Source organism: Clostridium tanneri, from assembly GCF_033659955.1.
Taxonomy (GTDB): Bacteria; Bacillota; Clostridia; order Clostridiales; family Clostridiaceae; genus Clostridium_AM; species Clostridium_AM tanneri.
This window is the reverse complement of sequence record NZ_JARUJP010000010.1, coordinates 89,530-108,436: the sequence shown is the minus strand read 5'-3', so window position 1 is coordinate 108,436 and position 18,907 is coordinate 89,530. Positions and strand designations below refer to the sequence as shown.

18 protein-coding genes are annotated in these 18,907 nt (G+C 33.1%); 9 read left to right on the top strand and 9 right to left on the bottom strand.

Going from position 1 to position 18,907, the window contains the following annotated elements:
* Positions 1-15: 15 nt before the first annotated feature.
* The 4 genes from P8V03_RS10360 to deoR all read right to left on the bottom strand — a co-directional run bounded on the left by P8V03_RS10360 (position 16) and on the right by deoR (position 3,740).
* Positions 16-1,242 (bottom strand): NupC/NupG family nucleoside CNT transporter, encoded by a 1,227-nt coding sequence (locus tag P8V03_RS10360; protein ID WP_318798100.1) that lies wholly within the window; start codon positions 1,240-1,242, stop codon positions 16-18.
* Between the two features lie 212 nt (positions 1,243-1,454).
* Positions 1,455-2,102, bottom strand: a complete 648-nt coding sequence (deoC, locus tag P8V03_RS10355; RefSeq protein ID WP_261670336.1) for a deoxyribose-phosphate aldolase — start codon at positions 2,100-2,102, stop codon at positions 1,455-1,457.
* A 214-nt stretch (positions 2,103-2,316) separates the two neighbouring features.
* Positions 2,317-2,715, bottom strand: a complete 399-nt coding sequence (locus tag P8V03_RS10350) for a cytidine deaminase (protein WP_261670337.1) — start codon at positions 2,713-2,715, stop codon at positions 2,317-2,319.
* Between the two features lie 89 nt (positions 2,716-2,804).
* Positions 2,805-3,740: a DNA-binding transcriptional repressor DeoR gene (deoR, locus tag P8V03_RS10345; RefSeq protein ID WP_261670338.1), complete on the bottom strand. Its 936-nt coding sequence runs from the start codon at positions 3,738-3,740 to the stop codon at positions 2,805-2,807.
* A 377-nt stretch (positions 3,741-4,117) separates the two neighbouring features.
* Between deoR and P8V03_RS10340 the strand changes: the two genes are divergently transcribed.
* Together P8V03_RS10340 and P8V03_RS10335 are read left to right on the top strand one after the other, a co-directional pair.
* On the top strand, positions 4,118-6,208 hold the full coding sequence (locus P8V03_RS10340; protein WP_318798099.1) for a helix-turn-helix domain-containing protein: 2,091 nt from the start codon (positions 4,118-4,120) through the stop codon (positions 6,206-6,208).
* 142 nt (positions 6,209-6,350) lie between these two features.
* On the top strand, positions 6,351-7,748 hold the full coding sequence (locus P8V03_RS10335; protein WP_318798098.1) for an MATE family efflux transporter: 1,398 nt from the start codon (positions 6,351-6,353) through the stop codon (positions 7,746-7,748).
* A 120-nt stretch (positions 7,749-7,868) separates the two neighbouring features.
* Here the strand turns inward: P8V03_RS10335 and P8V03_RS10330 are convergent, their stop codons facing one another.
* From P8V03_RS10330 to modA, 3 genes are read right to left on the bottom strand one after another with little or no spacing between them, the layout of a single operon-like run.
* A complete protein-coding gene (locus P8V03_RS10330) occupies positions 7,869-8,933 on the bottom strand; it encodes a sulfate/molybdate ABC transporter ATP-binding protein (RefSeq protein WP_318798097.1) in 1,065 nt (354 codons plus the stop codon).
* Positions 8,934-8,935: 2 nt separating this feature from the next.
* The gene (modB, locus tag P8V03_RS10325; RefSeq protein ID WP_261670342.1) at positions 8,936-9,622 is read right to left on the bottom strand and encodes a molybdate ABC transporter permease subunit; all 687 of its coding nucleotides are present in this window, start codon (positions 9,620-9,622) and stop codon (positions 8,936-8,938) included.
* 46 nt (positions 9,623-9,668) lie between these two features.
* Positions 9,669-10,472: a molybdate ABC transporter substrate-binding protein gene (modA, locus tag P8V03_RS10320; protein ID WP_318798096.1), complete on the bottom strand. Its 804-nt coding sequence runs from the start codon at positions 10,470-10,472 to the stop codon at positions 9,669-9,671.
* Positions 10,473-10,706: 234 nt separating this feature from the next.
* On the opposite strand from modA, the gene P8V03_RS10315 reads away from it, so the two are divergent.
* Positions 10,707-11,678: a helix-turn-helix transcriptional regulator gene (locus tag P8V03_RS10315; protein WP_318798095.1), complete on the top strand. Its 972-nt coding sequence runs from the start codon at positions 10,707-10,709 to the stop codon at positions 11,676-11,678.
* 98 nt (positions 11,679-11,776) lie between these two features.
* Here the strand turns inward: P8V03_RS10315 and P8V03_RS10310 are convergent, their stop codons facing one another.
* Positions 11,777-12,418 carry a flavodoxin family protein gene (locus P8V03_RS10310; RefSeq protein WP_261670345.1) on the bottom strand — a complete coding sequence of 214 codons (642 nt, stop codon included), beginning with the start codon at positions 12,416-12,418 and terminating at the stop codon, positions 11,777-11,779.
* A 331-nt stretch (positions 12,419-12,749) separates the two neighbouring features.
* On the opposite strand from P8V03_RS10310, the gene P8V03_RS10305 reads away from it, so the two are divergent.
* Positions 12,750-13,643, top strand: a complete 894-nt coding sequence (locus P8V03_RS10305; protein ID WP_261670346.1) for a DMT family transporter — start codon at positions 12,750-12,752, stop codon at positions 13,641-13,643.
* Positions 13,644-13,793: 150 nt separating this feature from the next.
* Here the strand turns inward: P8V03_RS10305 and P8V03_RS10300 are convergent, their stop codons facing one another.
* Complete coding sequence (locus P8V03_RS10300) at positions 13,794-14,924, bottom strand: tetratricopeptide repeat protein (RefSeq protein WP_261670347.1); 1,131 nt, start codon at positions 14,922-14,924, stop codon at positions 13,794-13,796.
* A 428-nt stretch (positions 14,925-15,352) separates the two neighbouring features.
* Between P8V03_RS10300 and thiS the strand changes: the two genes are divergently transcribed.
* From thiS to P8V03_RS10275, 5 genes are read left to right on the top strand one after another with little or no spacing between them, the layout of a single operon-like run.
* On the top strand, positions 15,353-15,547 hold the full coding sequence (gene thiS, locus P8V03_RS10295) for a sulfur carrier protein ThiS (protein ID WP_261670348.1): 195 nt from the start codon (positions 15,353-15,355) through the stop codon (positions 15,545-15,547).
* A 3-nt stretch (positions 15,548-15,550) separates the two neighbouring features.
* Complete coding sequence (gene thiF, locus P8V03_RS10290) at positions 15,551-16,354, top strand: sulfur carrier protein ThiS adenylyltransferase ThiF (RefSeq protein ID WP_261670349.1); 804 nt, start codon at positions 15,551-15,553, stop codon at positions 16,352-16,354.
* Between the two features lie 15 nt (positions 16,355-16,369).
* Positions 16,370-17,137 carry a thiazole synthase gene (locus tag P8V03_RS10285; protein ID WP_261670350.1) on the top strand — a complete coding sequence of 256 codons (768 nt, stop codon included), beginning with the start codon at positions 16,370-16,372 and terminating at the stop codon, positions 17,135-17,137.
* A gap of 2 nt (positions 17,138-17,139) precedes the next feature.
* Positions 17,140-18,294, top strand: coding sequence for a 2-iminoacetate synthase ThiH (gene thiH / locus P8V03_RS10280; protein ID WP_261670351.1), 1,155 nt, complete (start codon positions 17,140-17,142; stop codon positions 18,292-18,294).
* Positions 18,295-18,303: 9 nt separating this feature from the next.
* Positions 18,304-18,888 carry a thiamine phosphate synthase gene (locus P8V03_RS10275; protein WP_261670352.1) on the top strand — a complete coding sequence of 195 codons (585 nt, stop codon included), beginning with the start codon at positions 18,304-18,306 and terminating at the stop codon, positions 18,886-18,888.
* Positions 18,889-18,907 lie beyond the last annotated feature (19 nt).

Sequence of the window (18,907 nt, the reverse complement as noted above, 5' to 3'; positions counted from 1 at the left end):
CTTCTTTCTTTTACTTTATACGATTAATCCAACAATAGTTGCTGTTAATACACTTACTAGAGTTGCACCATATAGTAATTTTAAACCAAAACGTGCAACTACGTTTCCTTGTTCTTCATGAAGTCCCTTTACTGCTCCTGCAATAATTCCTATAGATGAGAAGTTTGCGAAAGAAACTAAGAATACTGAAACAATGGCTGTTGCTCTTGCTGATAACTGAATAGTTCCACCTGCTAATAGGTTCATTGCAACGAACTCGTTAGATACTAATTTAGTTGCCATTATACTTGCTGCTCCTATTGACTCACTTAAAGGTACTCCCATTAAGAATGCAAATGGTGAGAATACATATCCCAGCATATCCTGGAATGAAATACCGAATATTCCTTTGAACATTGTATTAACCATAGCTATTATTGCTACGAATCCAATTAACATAGCTGCAACTATAACTGCTACCTTGAAACCATCCATAATATATTCTCCAAGAACCTCGAAGAATGTTTGTTTCTGCTTAACTTGAGAATCACTTGTTATAGCAGCTTCTGCGGATGCTTGTTCTTGTTCAACTTCTAAAATATCTTCTTCATCTGTTACAGTATATGGATTTATAATTGAAGCTATAATAAATCCACCAAATAAGTTTAACACTAATGCTGTTACAACATACTTAGGTTTTAAAAGAACCATATAAGATCCTACGATTGACATAGATACTGTTGACATCGCTGAGGCACATAGAGTATATAGACGATGTTTTGGTAATAATCCAAGTTGTTTTTTAACTGATATAAATACCTCTGATTGTCCAAGAATAGCTGATGCCACTGCATTATAAGATTCTAATTTACCCATTCCGTTTACTTTACTTAAAACTAGTCCAATATATTTGACTACAAAAGGAAGTATCTTCCAGTGCTGTAAAATACCAATTAATGCTGAAATAAATACTATTGGTAAAAGAACACCGATAAAGAATGTAAACTGGTTATCATTAACTATACCGCCAAATACAAAGTTTACACCTTCTGCGGCACATTTAAGTAATACTTCAAAGCCACTTGCTATACCACCTACTAAGATATTACCTGCTTCTGTATTTAATAGCGCAAATCCAAGTATGAATTGTAAAACAATCATTGTTACAATAGGTTTGTATTTTACATTTTTCTTATCGCTGCTGGCAATCCATGCAAGTCCTAGTGCAACAACTAAACCTATAATTCCTATAATATATTTCATTCAAATGCTCCTCCTTATAAACTACAAGTTTATTAATACCATATTATATAACGATTACAGCTAAAAATTTTTATTCATATTTACTGATAAAAAAAATAAATTTTAACATCCAGCTTTGTATTTATACTCTAAAACCTTAGGTTGTCACAAAACTGGATGCTTCTCTTAGTAGTATTTATAAATAGCTATTTGTTATCTAAAGATTCCACTACTTAATTTTCAGAAACGATAGCAATACTTGCGCTTGCACCGATACGACTTGCACCAGCTTCTATCATTTGCATAGCTTCTTCTTTGTTATGAACACCACCGGAAGCTTTAACACCTATATTTTCACCTACTGTTTTACGCATTAATCTAATATCTTCTACAGTAGCTCCACCTTTAGAGAATCCTGTTGATGTCTTTACAAAATCTGCACCTGCTTTTTTAGATAACTCACAAGCTCTTACTTTCTCCTCTTCTGTTAAAAGACAAGTTTCAATAATTACCTTTACTAAGGCTTTTCCCTTTGCCGCTTCAACAACAGCTCTGATATCTTCTTCTACATAAACATCGTTTTTATCCTTTAACTCACCAATGTTTATAACCATGTCTACTTCTGTAGCACCATTTTTGATAGCATCCTTTGTTTCAAAAGCTTTTGTTTCAGTTGTACTAGCTCCTAGAGGGAATCCTATAACAGTACATACATCAACTCCAGTATCCTTTAGTCCTTCACTTGCTGTCTTAACCCAAACTGGATTTACACAAACAGATGCAAATTTATATTCTCTTGCTTCCTCTATTAACTTAAGGATTTGCTCCTTTGTTGTATCCGGTTTCAACACAGTGTGATCAATCATCTTAGCAATGTTCATTTATATATCTCCCTTTCTTGTTTAAATTATAGTAATATAATAAAACCTTTTTGAACATTTGTAAAGTAATTAATGAAAATTTGTTCAAAATAATATTTTACAAATTATTCAATGATTTATAGATCTTTTAGTGGTAAAAAAGTAAAAGCATACTTTATTGTAACCTTTTATAAAGAAAAGGATTACAATAGTATGCTTTAAATTTAATATATCATTACTTTTCCAGATCCTTCTTTGTGAAAGCCCCTGGTAAAATTTCCTCCAATGATTTAACTATAAATTCGTTTTCATTCTTTCCTAAGATTATTTTAACATCTTCTGAAGCAAATTCTGCTATTACCTGTCTGCATATGCCGCAAGGGTAAGTGTAGTCGTTTTCTACTCCTACTATAGCTATTGCTTTAATTTCTCTATGACCTTCTGACATTGCTTTAAATATTGCTGTTCTTTCTGCACAATTAGTTGCTCCATAGGATGCATTTTCTATGTTACAACCTGTATATATTGTTCCATCTTCAGTTACTACTGCCGCTCCAACTTTAAAGTTAGAGTAAGGAACATAAGCATTCTTTCTTCCTTCAAAAGCCTTGGAAACTAACATTTTGTAATCCATATCAATTACTCCTTTTCCTATTGATTATGATTTTATAATAAAGGTTTTTTGCACATTTGTAAAGATATAAATGAAATTTTGTTCATCCTCTATTCTAAAAGCTTCTTTGCAGTGTATTGATCTGTAATTAAAATATTGGCATTTTTTCCTTCTAAGGCTCCTTTTATCGCTCTTACTTTATATTTACCACCTGCTACTAGAATAGACTTTTCCTTTTGTTTAAGAGAATCTAAGGATATTCCTATAGTACGGCTATTAATTTGTTCGCAACAGATTTGACCTTTTTCATCGAAAAATCGAGCACAGATATCTCCTACGCTTTTTTGCTTTAATAATTCCTTCTCTTTTTCACTTAAGTAGCTTAAACGAAAAAGTAGTGCTTCATCATGAATTGCACCAACGGTAAAGATTGCTACATTTGCTTGAACTCCCATTTCCATAGTGTTTTTGATATGGCGGTCTTCCTCTACCAGTTGTTTTACAGTGGCACTATCAAAAATTACTGGCAGCGGTAAGTATCTTGGTACTGCTTGAAAAGCTTCAGCGAAAAAAACTGTTGTTTCTGATGCATATGTGTTTTCTTCCGAATGACTGATACCTCCATTTAACTGAACTACTTCTACACCTTTAACATTTTGCGGAACAAGCCTTTTAGCCACTTCATACATAGTTGTTCCCCAACTTACTCCAAGTATGTCTCCATTTTTTATAGTATCCTGTAAATATTCTGCTGCTTCCTTACTGATATATTCTCTTATAGAAATATGATCATCTGTTGGTGAAAAGACAACACGAACATCTCTTAGGTTGTATTTCTCCTTTAATTGATGAGCTAACTTGTCTAAATCAGCAAAGGGGTCCATAATATCAATCCTAACGTAACCCTTTTCTTTGGCGTATTGCAGAAGTCTTGATATAGTTGGTCTTGATATGCCAAGCTGCGTCGCAATTTGCTGCTGGCTATAATCTGATTGATAATAGAGTCTTGCTACTTCCACACTTAATTGTTGCTTTTCATTATCCATAATTTTCACTTCCTATCCTTTTGCTATTTTCTAGAACTATTATATTGTGCTTTGCATAATAAAGCAAAGTGTAAAGCAGTAATAATGATTACAAATTCTATTTCCACTATAGTTTAAAGCTTTCATAGACTTCTCTATCTATTTAGATATCCCTTTTAATATTATACATAAAAATAACTAAATATAAAATTCATCTATTACTTTAAATTCATTATAACTTATAGAGATTTTTAATACAATTATTTACAGCAGCAACTTCGCTTCATAAAACATATATGTTAAAAAGTTAAATTATTCTTAATACAAAGCATTTTTACTTCTAGATATGATAAAATTTAAATGACAATACTATTAAATTAAGGAAATGAGGATGATTTATGAGAAGGGAATACGTAACTTTTACGGAAGAACTTCCAGTTAACATTAGCTTAAATACCATTAAGGAATATCCACTACACTGGCATAAATGTATAGAAATAATATTTGTTTTGAAAGGCACCGTATATGTTCAGATAGAGTCTGAAACCTATGAGGTTCGAGAAAGGGAAATTGAAATAATCAACGAGGACGAGCCTCACAGAATATTTTCTGATGATGAGGATAATAAAATACTAATATTTAAAATGGATGTAGAATTCTTTGAAAAGTACTACAACGACGTGAAAAATATTTATTTTTACACTAACTCAACAAAGGAGTGGGCACAGGAAGAAGAAAAATATCAAGTCTTAAGAAGATTTTTATCTATACTTGCCTGTGAAGCAATTCAGAAAAGCGATGATTATGACGAAGAAATAGAAAAGCATATGGTAAAGTTATTATTTCATTTGGTCAATAACTTTCATTATCTATTATATGATGAAGAGGATTTAAAGGAAAATGATATACAATTCGAGCGGTATCACAGAATATCTAAATTTATTTATAATAACTATATGAATAAGATAAGCTTACAGGATATAGCTGAACGTGAATTTTTAAGTTCCTATTATCTATCTCACGAAATAAAAAATATGGCAGGTATTAATTTTAAGGAGTTTTTAAATTCTACCAGAGTTCATGAATCTGTTAAGCTTTTATTAGACACAGAAAAAACAATATCGGAAATTTCCGAGGATGTAGGCTTCTCTCATACCAGATATTATAATAAGTATTTTAAGATGTATTATAATGTAACCCCTCTTCAGTACAGAAAAAAGAATAATATACCTGAAAAGAAATATGAAAAATTCAAAAAGTATGAAGAGCTTAATATAGAAGAGGCCATTGATTACATTTCTCCCTACCTTGAAGATTATGATAGATTTAACTACGAAAAAGAAATAATTAAGATAAATGTGGATGTGGCTAATCTAGGCGAAGACCTTAATGACTATTGGAAAGAGATAATAAACTTGGGAGATGGAATAGAGCTATTAAAGGAAAGAGAACAAAGCTTTGTAAAGGATATTCAAAGAAACATAGGTTTTAAATACGGCATAGTTCAGTATTTATTTCATAAAGATATGAGAATTTATTTTAATAAAAACTTAGATTTTCTTAATTGGAATGAAGTTGAGAAGCTTATGGAGTTTATGGTGGATATTAAGCTTATTCCCATGATTATATTGGATAAGACCTTTGATGAAATAGAGTTGTTTTTAAGACTTCTAGAGAGTTTTATACTATATTTTCTAGATCTCTATGGTATTGAAGAAATCCAGAATTGGAGATTTAGAACAGCAAAGGATCTCCCACAGGATTATATTGAAGCTGCCCAAGAAATATTTGATAAGTATGAATTAGAGGACATAATAGAAGAAGCCTTTGAAGAGGATACCACAGTAAACTCTATTTTTGATACTTCCTACATGCTTCCTTATATAATCCATAACTTTATAAATGAAAAAAAGGATATGTTGTTCTTAAAAGCCTATGATACTGTAGAAGAAAACTCTGTAATGAGCAATGAATTATTCTTTGGTTCACCAGGCATAACCACCCTTAACGGTATAAGAAAAGCCTCCTATTATGCATATTACTTTTTATCAAGACTAGGAAATGTTTTAATTAAGAAGGAGGATGGCTATATCGTAACAAGGCATGAAGATAACTATCAGATTCTTATCTACAGCTTTAGCGAAGACCTTAATGAGATTATAGAAAATGAAAACTCAGCAAAACATAAAAGAAAAAAAACTGTTACTGAAAGAGAAATATCTTTATCTCTTAAGAACCTTCAATATGATTATAAGGTAACAATGTATGAAATAGGGCAAGAAACAGGATCAGCTTTTAATAACTGGACGCTTATGGGAAAACCGAAAAGGCTTACCGATGAAGAAATGGAGGTTTTATATAATATCTCCCAGCCAAGAATATTTTTAGATTTTGCAAAGAAAAAGCCTGTATATAACTTAATATCAAAGATAGAAGGGTATGGAGCTGTGCTAATTACCCTTCAAAAAGTACAAAAACACCTTTTTTAGGGTGTTTTTTTGTTATTTCACAGTTTATGAATAATGGAACTTCTGCAACTTTGTACTTTTTGTTCAGCAACTAAGTGAATGTTGGAATTATAGGAAAACCTTATAATAGAGGTATGAATAAAAAAATTTGAGGTGAAAGTTTATGTTAGTAGATGGAGACAGGAAAAATGAAAAAATCAACTTCCTTACAGAAGATATAGGAAAACTGTTACTAAAGTTCTCCATTCCAGCTATACTGTCCTTGTTTGTAGCTGAAATGTATAATATGGTTGATTCAGTATTCTTAGGTCAAGTTATAGGACCATTGGGAATAGGAGCATTAACTATTGCATTTCCAGTACAGAGATTGTTTCTTGCCATAGCAATGCTTGTTTCAATAGGAACCTCCAGTGCAGTTGGAAGAAGTTGTGGTGAGAATGACTATTCAAAAGTTAAAAAAATAATTCCAAATGCCTTTATTGTGTTAACTTCAATAATTGTATTTTTAGCAGTTGGAATATATATATTTAGAGATAGTTTAATTATAAAATTAGGAAGCAGCGAAAATATATTTCCCTATGCAAAAGCATATATATCAATTATTTTAATAGGTTCACTATTTCAGGGGTTAATGTTCTTGATGTCCTATATTCTAACTGCCTTTGGAAACACAAAAGTTCTTTTATCAAGCATTTCTATCGGTGCAGTATGCAATGTTTTTATGAATTACCTTTTAGTGGTTAAATTTAATTTTGGAGTTGAAGGAGCAGCAATTGCTACCGTTGCTTCACAAATATTTGCCTTTGCATATGCTCTTATGAAATTCATAGAAACTAAAAAACAGATGAATTTAACCTTTGAAAGCAAATTTGATATAAGTATAGCTAAAGGAATAGTACTTGTTGGTTTTTCTACATTTATAGTTGAAATATCCGATGCAATACTATCCGTAGTACTAAATAAGGTACTTGTTAATATAGGTGGAGACACTGCAATTGTTGCTGTTGGTCTTATAAGCAGAGTGTCAATGATTTTATTCATTACTGTTATAGGTATAAGTTCAGCTCTTCAGCCTATAGCCGCTTATAATTATGGGGCAGAAAACTACCATAGAGTGAAAGAGATAGTTAAGCTTTCAATAAAATCTGTTACCATAACATCAATTTTTCTATGGGCACTGACAATGATATTTGCAAAGGATATTATCGGAGTATTTGTTAACGATCAAGCTATCATCAATTACACTGTTGCCGCTTTTAGAATAGTAATTTCAGTATTTCCTTGTGTAGGAGTATACTTTATTGCAATTTACTACTATCAAGCAATGGGAATGGCAAAGTCCTCCTTATTACTTTCAGTGTTTAGAGAAATACTAGTTCTTATTCCTCTTCTTCACATTATGGTGTACGGATTCAACCTTGGAGTATTGGGAGCCTGGGCAGCTTATCCTGCTGCAGACATTATCTCTTTCATAGTTGCAATAGTATATATTAAATGCAATAGAGCTGAAATGGAGGAAGAGATTCCTATAAAGACAAAAGCAAGAGTTGCTACAGCATAGCTGGCAGCTTTCAAAATTTAAGTACAGTTATTCCTAATATTATATTAATTTAAAAGCCAATGCTTAGTTTTTAAGCATTGGCTTTTGATTTTTTAATTTAACTATTTCCAAACTCTTTTCTTACTTAATCATAAAAACTTTTTCCGGATTAATATGTATATTCAATGGTTGTTGTAATCTTTTTAAAGTTTCCCACTTTTCTTTTGACACTTCCCATTGTAAACTTTTAGTTTTGACATATGGTTTTTCTTCAACACTGTCTAAATAAAGGGTAACAGAAAAAGGACTTTCTTTTACATAATTTATTTGACATTTACAAACATTATTCTTCCCCTGCTCCTCTGTAAGAATAATATTATGTGCTCTGATGCCTACATAGGATAAAGGATCACTTACTTTTTTATTAAGCTTAATTGTACATCCCCAATCTAAAGCTTCTACGGTATTTTCATCTATTAGTTTAGTTCTAGAAATATTTTTACATCCTGTAAGCTGTGCTGCTGAAAGTGTGGGCGGATTCTCAAATATATCCTCTCTACTTCCACAAGCTGCTACCTTCCCTTTACTAAGTACTACTAGTTTCTTGCAAACACGATATACCTCATCCATGTTATGGGATACAAATACTGCAGTACCTTTGTACTGGGATAAGGTATCAATAATCTTTTTTTCCATTTCACCTCTTAAATAGTTATCTAAAGCAGAAAAAGGTTCATCAAGCAATAGTGCTTCCGGGTCTATAGCTAATGCTCTAGCAATAGCAACCCTTTGCTGCTGTCCTCCGGAAAGCTGGCCTGGAAATCTGTTTTCAAGTCCTTGAAGCTGCATCATTTCTATTTTCTCATCAACTATTTTAGCCTGCTCTTGCTTTGATAGATTTTTTATTCCAAAGCTAATATTTTGAGTTACAGTCATGTTAGGAAATAATGCGTAGTTTTGAAATAGAAAGCCAATCTTCCTTTTACGGCTTGGAATATTTATTCCTTTTTCTGAATCATAAAGAACTCTTTCATTTAATACAATTCTTCCTTTACTTGGATTTTCTAAACCGGCGATACATCTAAGTGTCATACTTTTTCCAGAGCCTGAAGCCCCCAGTAAACCAAGAACATTGTCATCAGTATTAAATTTTACTTTTAAATCAAATCCAGGCAGCTTTTTTTCAATATCAACATAAAGTCCCATTTTTATCTTCTCCTAAAACCACTTGTGAATTTTCTTTGATGTTCAGACCAATAATTCATTAATAGCATCACTGTTATAGAAATTCCGACGATTAATATAACCCATATAAGTGCCTTATCCATTTCCCCACTTTCAGCGGCAAAATAGATTGCAACAGGAATAGTTTGTGTTTTTTGTGGTATGTTTCCTGCCACCATAAGGGTTGCTCCAAATTCTCCAAGACATCGTGCGAAGGAAAGAACTGTACCTGCTGCTATGCCTGGCCATGCTAAAGGCAATATAACCTCTGAGAATACTCTCCACTCAGATACTCCTAGTGTTCTTGCTGCACTTACAATATTATTGTCTATTTGTTCAAAAGCTCCCTTTGTTGTATTATACATAAGAGGGAAAGCTATTACACAAGCAGCTATTACTGTAGCAGGCCATGAAAAAATTATAGTAGTTCCGAACTTTAAAAGCAACTTACCAATAGGTCCATTTTTGCCGAATATTAATAACAAAAAGAAGCCTACAACTGTAGGTGGCAGAACAAGGGGCAATGTAAATATAATATCTATTATAACCTTAAACTTACCCTTATAATTTGTCATCCAATATGCTGCAGCAATTCCAATAAAAAACGTTATAAATGTAGCTACAAAGGTGGTTTTAATTGAAACCACTGCTGGTGAAATATCAAAGCCCATGTCTTGTCCCTCCATCAAAATTAACATAAAAGATTAATTATATATTCTATCTTGCAACCTTAAATCCGTATTTTTCAAATACAGCCTTAGCTTCATCACCTTCCATAAATTTAACAAAGTCCTTTGCTGTTTCTATATTCTTGCTTGCTTTAACAACACCAACTGGATATACTACAGGCTTATGAGAACTTTCCGGCGCAGTAGCTGCAACTTTAACTTTATCAGAAACCTTTGCATCTGTTAAATAAACAAGGCCTGCATCTACATTTCCTGTTTCAACCCAAGTTAAAACTTCTTTTACATCTTTAGCAAAAATAGATTTTGGTTGTACTTTATCAGATATTTTCAAAGATGTCAAAATCTCTTGTGAATACTGACCTACTGGTACGCTTTTTGGTTCACCAAGTGCCACTTTCTTGACTTTATCCCCTGCTATATCATTGAAATCTTTAACTACTGTTGAATCCTTAGGCACAATTAATACTACATCATTTTGCAAAAGATTTTTTACTGTGCCCTCTTCCATAAGATTTTTACTCTTTAAAGCATCCATTTGCTTTGCAGCTGCAGACATAAATATATCTGCTGGGGCACCTTGTTCAATCTGTTGCTGCAGTGTTCCCGATCCCCCAAAATTATATGTAATCTTAACCTTTGGATTTTCTTTAGCATATAACTGTTTTATCTCCCCCATTGCATCCTTTAAACTTGCAGCAGCAGATATAGTTAGAGTTACAGCTTCTTCATTTTTACTCTGACTTGTTGAAGAATTAGTACTTCCACAACCAACAGACATAGCTAAAGTTGCAAAAATTAAAGTAGATAATAATGTTTTTTTAAACCCTTTCACAAAAATCCCCCCAATAAACTTATTAAAATATATTGTATACAAAACATAATATAACATGACATAACATATTAATAAACCAATATTACTTATGTTTTGTACTGTAACGTTATGTTTATTATAGTTTTATTCTGTTACTTAATCAAGTATTTTTGGAAAATATATGATATAATTACATTAATAAAGTTTTAATTATATATATTAATTTGTTATTGTACCAATGAAAGGAGACTATTTATGTTAGAAGATACATCATTAACTGCCCAAGAAGTAGCAGACATATTGAAAATCACTAAAAATACTGTATACGAATTAATAAAGCGTGGAGATTTAAACGGTTATAAAGTGGGAAAAAAGATTAGAATTGATGTAAAAGATGTGGAAGATTATAAAAATAAGACTAAAAATAGAAGAGGTACTAAAACCGATGTTCAAGAAAAAAATATTTCCACCGCCACTAATTCATATGCCTTTTCTATCAATGATACAAAAGTATACTCTAGCAGTGAATTTGTAATTTGTGGCCAAGATGTACTTCTGGATATACTATCTCGTTACTTAGAACTTAATTCCCAAGGAATCCATGTGCTTCGTTCCTATGCAGGTAGTTTTAATGCCTTACTTGGACTTTATCATGGGAAAGTGCAGATAGCTACTTCTCATCTATGGGATGGTGATTCTAATGAATATAATATACCTTACGTACGAAGAATGCTGCCTGGTATTCCATCATTAATAATTCACTTGGCCTGCCGTACCCAAGGCTTTTACGTACAAAAAGGTAATCCAAAGGGTATTAAAGGCTGGGAGGATTTAAAAAGACCGGATATTAATATAGTTAATAGAGAAAAGGGCAGTGGCTCAAGAGTTCTTCTCGATGAACACCTAAGACTTATTGGAGTTCCTGGATACACAATAAAGGGCTACCATCGAGAATGTGTTTCTCATCTAGCTGTAGCCAGCACTGTTGCCCGTGGTGAAGCAGATATTGGATTAGGAAATGAAAAGAGCAGTCAACAGGTACAGGGAGTTGATTTCATTCCATTACAGAAGGAAAGATATGAATTAGTTATGAAAAAAGAAGATATGCACAAAAAACCCTTCAAAGCAATAATTGATATTATTCGTTCTGAAGAATTTAAAATGGAGCTTTCAGGAATAGGCGGATATGATCTTACTGAAACAGGAAAATTAATAGCTGAATTATAGACTAAAGAATATTTAAATTGTTAGGTGCTACCTAAGTATTATGAATTAAAACAACAACATTTAGGTAGTACCTGATACCATTACTGTTCAAGTAAAAGTTATTTTACAAGTCTCACTCCTATATGGAAGGCCTTATCACAGTCCTTAGGAAAGACTTCTTTGCGTATTCTTATCTTTTCATCTAATTCAAACATATCTGAAACTACCTTTGAATAGTCATCAAATTGATAAGCATCAGCAGAATACATATATTCTGACTCCTCACCAAAAAACCTCTTTAGCATCATTTTATTAGCATCAAATTGTTTATCATAACCTATGTCCTTGAGGATTTTTTCTGGCGCACCCATAGTATATATAAAGGCTGTAGGCATTTTTTTAGGAGTAAGCTTAGGACTTTTAGTATATTCTACTAAAGGAAACATTAATCTTTCTATAAATGATCTAGTTTCTCCAGTAACAGCTCCCAAATACATAGGTGAACCTAAAATCAAAGCATCTGCTTCCTGAATCTTTTCTAATACCGCAGTAAGATCATCTCTCATTGCACATTTACCATAGCTTTTTCCATCCTTTATCCTACATGCAAAACAGCTAGTACATCCTTTAAAATTCAAATCATATAGATGGATTAGTTCTGTTTCTGCTCCTTGTGACGCTGAGCCTTCAAGAGCTTTATTCAGCAAAGTGGCAGTGTTCCACTGCTTTCTTGGACTTCCATTAATACCTATTACTTTCATAATTCAATTCCCCCTAACAGATTATATACTACCATTATAAGTACAAGTAATTTCTAGTAATAGTGCGCACTTTTTTGATATATACTACCCTTTTAGTTACCATATAACTAACTTAACTTAGATAAGAGCTTCAGTTCACTCCATTTCTGAGGCAAAAGAAGCTGAAGGATGCCGGTGCAGCTGGCCTTTGCATAATGAGTGAGGCAATGACTTGCCTAAACCCTTTAGATTTTAAATTCTTTTTAGATGAACAAAGTTATAGACATATGTTTGCTATGGTCTTAAAATATAATAGGAAGTTAAAGCTTATCAAAAATGGAGGAATTTTATTATGCAATCACATTTAGGAGTATTGGCTGCCTTAGCCACAGCAGTATGCTGGACAATCACCGCTGTAGCCTTTGAGTCTGCAGGGAAAAAGGTTGGTTCCCTCAGTGTAAATATAATAAGACTTTTTATAGCCTTTGTACTGCTTTCAGTTTACAACCTTTTCACTAGAGGATTTCTTTTACCAACGGATGCTTCCGGTTTCACCTGGCTATGGCTGCTGTTATCAGGAGTAATAGGCTTTGTTTTAGGAGATTTATTTTTGTTTCAAGCCTATGTAGAAATTGGTTCCCGTATATCACAGCTTATAATGTCTATAGTTCCGCCAATAACTGCTGTTACTGGTTATTTTCTAATGGGAGAAAAAATAACCCTATTAGGCTTTATAGGAATGACTACAACTATTGGAGGCATTGCCCTTGTAATACTGACTAAAGATTCTGATGAGGAAAAAATCACTTTTTCCAGACCTTTGAAGGGACTTACTTATGCCTTTCTAGGTGCATTAGGACAGGCTTTCGGACTGGTTTTCAGTAAATTTGGAATGGGTGACTACAGCCCTTTTGCTGCCACTCAAATTAGAATTATAGCTGCAATCTTTGGTTTTTGTATTGTTATTTCAGTAAAAAAATACTGGGGAAATGTCTATACAGCTATGAAGGATAAAAAGGCTATGAAAAATATAACCGTCGGCTCTATATTTGGACCTTTTATTGGTGTATCCTTATCTCTACTTGCTGTTCAACATGCACCTACAGCTATTGTTTCAACAATAACCTCTATAACACCTATATTAATCATACCTGCCTCTATTATGATTTTTAAGGAAAAGATAGTGGCAAAGGAGATTTTTGGATCTGTCGTGGCTCTTATAGGAGTTACTCTGCTATTTATATAAATCTTATAACATTACTAAGCATTATAAACCTTTTGCTTTTTAAACAAAATTTAGTTAAAAAATAGAGAAGGGACTTTTCATATTGCAGCTTTATGCATTATGAGACAGTCTCGTCTGACAGTGCTTACTTTTTAAGCACTGTCTTTTAAGTTACTTATTATTTATTTCACTAATCATTCCCCTAGCATATTCTGCATATTCAGTATTTGGATAGTCGCTCTTAACTCTTTCAAAGAATGTTAGAGCCTTTGTGTTATCGTTAACTTCTTTATAGCAGTTTCCTATTTGGTAAAGAACCCATGGCATAATATCTAATTCCGGTGCTACCTGTTCAACTTTTAAAAGTTTTGGCAATGCTTCTTGATAATTTCCTTGCTTATATAGTTTATTACCTTGGTTATATATGGTCCATACATCATTTGTCTTTATACTATTCCATAGTCTATCAAACCTAGACTTTTCCATCTCATCTAGTTTTAAAGACTTTAATATTATTAAGTTATCCAACGCCTTTTCATAATTTCCATCGTAATAAAATTTTTCAGCATCATTTAAAGTTGAATTAAGGATAGTTTTATTATTATAGTTGTCAAGTTCTTCCTTTGTAACTTGAAAATTCTTTTGCAGTGTTTTTTGTTTTTCATCCATTCTTTTATTCTTTTCCCTTGTAGCTCTCTGCTTTTCAAGTTCCTTATCTTCTTTAGTCTCAGCCTTACCAGCACTGTTGAAAATACTTTTAATAGCAGAAGACTTACTATAAGCTGCTGCTGATATGGTGATTATTATAGCTAAGGCTAAAAATAATACAGCATACTTTCTTCCAGAATTCTTGGACCTTTTTATTTTATTATTTCTAGATAACCTTGAAACTCTGTCTCCCTTCACATAGTTATCAGCGTCAAAATCAGTATTTTTTATGGTATCCAGACCTTTTCCGCTAGTTACATCCCCTTTTAATTCTTGCAAATACCTGTTTGCTGATACAGTATAGATGTCATATTTAGCTAGTTTATTTAAAACTTTCTCAGCCTTACTATATTTCTTTTTATAAAAGTAGCAAAGGCCTAAGAGTTTTAATGCTTCAGGAAAATCCGGATTAAGAGATAAGGACCTTTTCAGGTCATTTATTGCCATCTCAACACATCTTATTTTTAAGCTTTTAATAGCCCTGTTATAAAAAGCTATGGATTTACGAATAGCCTTTGGAATCTCATGTGCATTAAATTCCTCATCACTGATATTAATAGGATTCATTTTGTCTATCTCATAGTTAAAATTCATCAATCTAGTCCCACCTTTATTTCAAATACATAATTTATTAAGTTTAAAACATGGCAAACTTCTATATATTACAATTAACGCTAAATTATATGTAATAATTATATATTTTTAGACATTATTTTTCAATATATTACAAAAATCAATATTTTAATGTAGCTTTAAGGTTATAGGATACAGATTTTCCCCTCTCCAATATTACTACTATAAAACAAACATACTAAAAGCCGTGAGTTATATTAATTCCTTGGCACTACGAGCTTTACTGCCTTTCATAAGTATTTCTTTAAAGATAAGGCTTGACCAAAATATACGAATATAGTATAATCCAATTAATTGCAACAGAAGCACAAAATGGGGTACACCACCGAAAGGGTGTAAGTCTCATTTTGTGCTTTTTTTGTCTAAAATTTTAGAAAGGTAGTGAGAAAGTGAAGGTTAATGGAATCACAATTTTTTTAGAGAAAAATCAAAGTTTATATGATTTTCTGAAGGCTCAAAATTATGATATGTGTAAAATTGCAGTTGAGCGGAATGGCAAAATTGTTCCAAAGGCAACTTACAAAGATGTTGAACTTTACGATGAAGATACTATAGAAGTTGTTAGGTTTGTTGGAGGAGGTTAAGCAATGAAAATAACTGTAAATGGAAAGAAATTTGAATTAGAGTGTAAAACAGCCTTTGAACTAAGAGACCAAATGGGAAATGAAAAGGATATTGTAATTCTCAATGGTTTTCAAATAGATGAAGATTGCAAAGTGTCAGAAGATGATGTTTTAAACATAATATGCAAAGGTACTATGCCTAAGAAAGATGAACTTGAGAGCATGATGATGGCAAGACATACTCCAAATGTACATAGAAAGTTAAAGGAAGGCAAGGTGGCCATAGCTGGATTAGGGGGACTTGGATCTAATATTGCAGTTATGCTTGCAAGAATAGGTGTGGGACAACTGCTTTTAGTTGATTTTGATGTTGTTGAGCCAAGTAATCTCAATAGACAAAGTTATTATATAAGCCATTTAGGAATGCCTAAAACTACGGCTTTAAAGAAACAGATAGCGGAAATTAACCCTTTTATAAAAGTAGAAACCCAAAACGTAAGAGTAACAGAGGATAATGTTAAGGAGCTCTTTAGTGGGTATGATATTATTTGCGAGGCCTTTGATAAAGCTGATGCAAAATCAATGCTGGTAAATGTGGCACTAGAACAGCTTACAGATACTAAAATAGTCTCTGCTTCTGGTATGGCTGGCTATGATAGTTCTAATTTAATTAAGACAATAAACCCAATGAATCGCTTATATATGTGTGGAGACTTGGAAAATGGAGCAAGAATTGGAAAGGGATTGATGGCACCAAGAGTGCAGATCTGTGCTGGTCATCAAGCAAACATGATTTTGCGATTGTTACTTGGAATAAATGATGTATAGGAAAGGATGTTGAAAATGGGTGATAGTTTAATAATTGGCGGACATGAGTTTAAATCAAGGTTTATATTAGGTTCAGGTAAATATTCATTAGAATTAATAAAAGCAGCTATTGAAAGCGGTGAAGTAGAAATGATTACTCTAGCCTTACGCCGTGCAAATACAGGTGGAGAGGAAAATATATTGGATTATATACCGAAAAATATTACGTTACTGCCTAACACTTCTGGAGCAAGAAATTCAGAGGAAGCAGTGAGGATTGCACGTCTGGCAAGAGAAATGGGCTGCGGCGATTTTGTAAAGGTAGAAGTAATTCATGACTCTAAATACCTAATGCCAGATAACTATGAAACAATAAAGGCTACAGAACTTCTTGCAAAGGAAGGATTTATTGTTATGCCCTACATGTATCCAGATCTAAATGTGGCAAGGTCTCTGGTAAATGCCGGAGCAGCAGCAATAATGCCTTTAGCTGCACCAATTGGAAGTAATAAAGGGCTTTGCACAAAGGATTTCATAAAAATCCTGTTAGATGAAATAGATTTACCAATAGTTGTAGATGCCGGTATTGGCCGTCCATCACAAGCCTGTGAGGCCATGGAAATGGGTGTTGATGCAATTATGTGCAATACTGCAATTGCAACAGCAAGAGATATTCCATTAATGGCAAAGGCATTTAGACAAGTCATTGAAGCAGGCCGTGCAGCCTATCTTGCTGGCCCTGGACGAGTATTGGATTCTAAGGCAGAGGCATCTAGTCCTTTAACTGGATTTTTGGAGGAATAGTTATGGAAGTCAGTAGAACAAACCCTATGGAATATCTAGAGGACATGGAAGTAATAAGCTCTGATATTATGGACAAAGTCTTAAGATTAGTAGAAGAATATGCTTACCATCAATACACCGAAATAGATGTACAGAAAGCTCTATTGAAAGATACTCTCTCAATAGATGATTATGGTGCCATATTATCTCCGGCAGCAATGCCCTATTTAGAAAAGATGGCTAGAAAATCAATGCTAGAGACCAAGAAGCACTTTGGTAACTCTGTTTGCATTTTTACACCATTGTATATTGCAAATTTTTGTGAAAACCATTGTGTATATTGTGGCTTTAACTGTCAAAATAAAATCCATCGTGGAAAGCTGTCTTTAAAAGAGATAGAAGAGGAACTTAAGGAAATTGCCTCTACAGGATTAAAAGAAATTTTGATTCTCACCGGTGAATCCCGCCATAAGTCTGGAGTAGAATATATTGGCGAAGCAATTAAATTGGCTACAAAATATTTTTCTACCATTGGTATTGAAATCTATCCTCTAAACTCAGAGGAATATGCTTATTTACATCACTGTGGTGCAGATTTTGTTTCTGTTTATCAGGAGACCTATAATACAGATAAATATGAACAGGTTCATTTAAAGGGACCAAAACGAGTTTTTCCCTACCGTTTTCACTCCCAAGAACGTGCACTTCTTGGAGGAATCCGTGGTGTTTCTTTTGGAGCATTGCTTGGTCTAGATGATTTTAGAAAGGACGCCTTTGCAGCAGGTTTACATGCCTTTTTTATACAGCAAAAATATCCTCATGCAGAGATTTCCTTCTCAGTACCTCGTTTAAGACCTTACCTTAACAATGCAGATAATAATCCTAACGATGTTCATGAAAAACAGCTTTTGCAGGTTATGCTTGCTTATCGTTTGTTTATGCCCTTCGCTGGAATTACAATATCTACAAGAGAAAGGGCTGGTTTTCGTGATAACGTTGTAGGAATGGCTGCTACAAAAATATCCGCTGGCGTAAATGTTGGAGTAGGAGGTCACAAAGAGGAACAAAAAGGGGATGAACAATTTGAAATTTCTGATCCCCGCAGCCTTGCTGAAATACACCAGATGATTTTAGACAGAGGATTGCAGCCGGTCTATACCGACTATATCAGAATATAGGAGAAATATATGCTAATTTGTGTAACTAATCGAAAACTCTGCAGGGATGATTTTCTTAAACAAATAAATTTAATAGCTAAAGGAAAACCTAAGGGAATTATGCTAAGAGAAAAGGATTTAAACCTGTGCCAATATGAAAATTTGGCTCTAAAAGTAAAAAGTATCTGCGATACTCATCAGGTACCACTTATTATAAATGAAAAAATTGAGATTGCAGCTAAAATGAAAATACCCTATATTCATTTATCAATGGCAGATTTAAGGATATATAAGAAGGAGCTGCATCAATTTACTCATATAGGAGCTTCAATTCACTCCACCTCTGAGGCAAAAGAAGCAGAAAAATTAGGCGCTACCTATTTGGTTGCTGGACATATATTTGCCACTGATTGTAAAAAGGGAATACCTCCAAAAGGAATTTCATTTTTAAAAGAAGTGTGTAATTCCGTTGTAATCCCTGTATTTGCTATTGGAGGAATTACAAAGACTAAGGTAAAGGCTGTGAAAGATGCCGGTGCAGCTGGTGTTTGCATAATGAGTGAGGCAATGACTTGCTTAAATCCTTTAGATCTTGCAGAGAGCTTTAACTTTTAAAAAGGGACATATGCTTGGG

What these genes read in the sequence shown, in the direction of transcription:
- deoR (WP_261670338.1), bottom strand. Translation starts at nt 3,740, where the DNA reads ATGGATAATGAAAAGCAACAATTAAGTGTGGAAGTAGCAAGACTCTAT.
- P8V03_RS10335 (WP_318798098.1), top strand. Translation starts at nt 6,351, where the DNA reads ATGTTAGTAGATGGAGACAGGAAAAATGAAAAAATCAACTTCCTTACA.
- P8V03_RS10360 (WP_318798100.1), bottom strand. Translation starts at nt 1,242, where the DNA reads ATGAAATATATTATAGGAATTATAGGTTTAGTTGTTGCACTAGGACTT.
- P8V03_RS10305 (WP_261670346.1), top strand. Translation starts at nt 12,750, where the DNA reads ATGCAATCACATTTAGGAGTATTGGCTGCCTTAGCCACAGCAGTATGC.
- deoC (WP_261670336.1), bottom strand. Translation starts at nt 2,102, where the DNA reads ATGAACATTGCTAAGATGATTGATCACACTGTGTTGAAACCGGATACA.
- P8V03_RS10300 (WP_261670347.1), bottom strand. Translation starts at nt 14,924, where the DNA reads ATGAATTTTAACTATGAGATAGACAAAATGAATCCTATTAATATCAGT.
- P8V03_RS10285 (WP_261670350.1), top strand. Translation starts at nt 16,370, where the DNA reads ATGGGTGATAGTTTAATAATTGGCGGACATGAGTTTAAATCAAGGTTT.
- thiF (WP_261670349.1), top strand. Translation starts at nt 15,551, where the DNA reads ATGAAAATAACTGTAAATGGAAAGAAATTTGAATTAGAGTGTAAAACA.
- P8V03_RS10340 (WP_318798099.1), top strand. Translation starts at nt 4,118, where the DNA reads ATGAGAAGGGAATACGTAACTTTTACGGAAGAACTTCCAGTTAACATT.
- modB (WP_261670342.1), bottom strand. Translation starts at nt 9,622, where the DNA reads ATGGGCTTTGATATTTCACCAGCAGTGGTTTCAATTAAAACCACCTTT.
- thiH (WP_261670351.1), top strand. Translation starts at nt 17,140, where the DNA reads ATGGAAGTCAGTAGAACAAACCCTATGGAATATCTAGAGGACATGGAA.
- P8V03_RS10310 (WP_261670345.1), bottom strand. Translation starts at nt 12,418, where the DNA reads ATGAAAGTAATAGGTATTAATGGAAGTCCAAGAAAGCAGTGGAACACT.
- P8V03_RS10350 (WP_261670337.1), bottom strand. Translation starts at nt 2,715, where the DNA reads ATGGATTACAAAATGTTAGTTTCCAAGGCTTTTGAAGGAAGAAAGAAT.
- P8V03_RS10275 (WP_261670352.1), top strand. Translation starts at nt 18,304, where the DNA reads ATGCTAATTTGTGTAACTAATCGAAAACTCTGCAGGGATGATTTTCTT.
- P8V03_RS10330 (WP_318798097.1), bottom strand. Translation starts at nt 8,933, where the DNA reads ATGGGACTTTATGTTGATATTGAAAAAAAGCTGCCTGGATTTGATTTA.
- P8V03_RS10315 (WP_318798095.1), top strand. Translation starts at nt 10,707, where the DNA reads ATGTTAGAAGATACATCATTAACTGCCCAAGAAGTAGCAGACATATTG.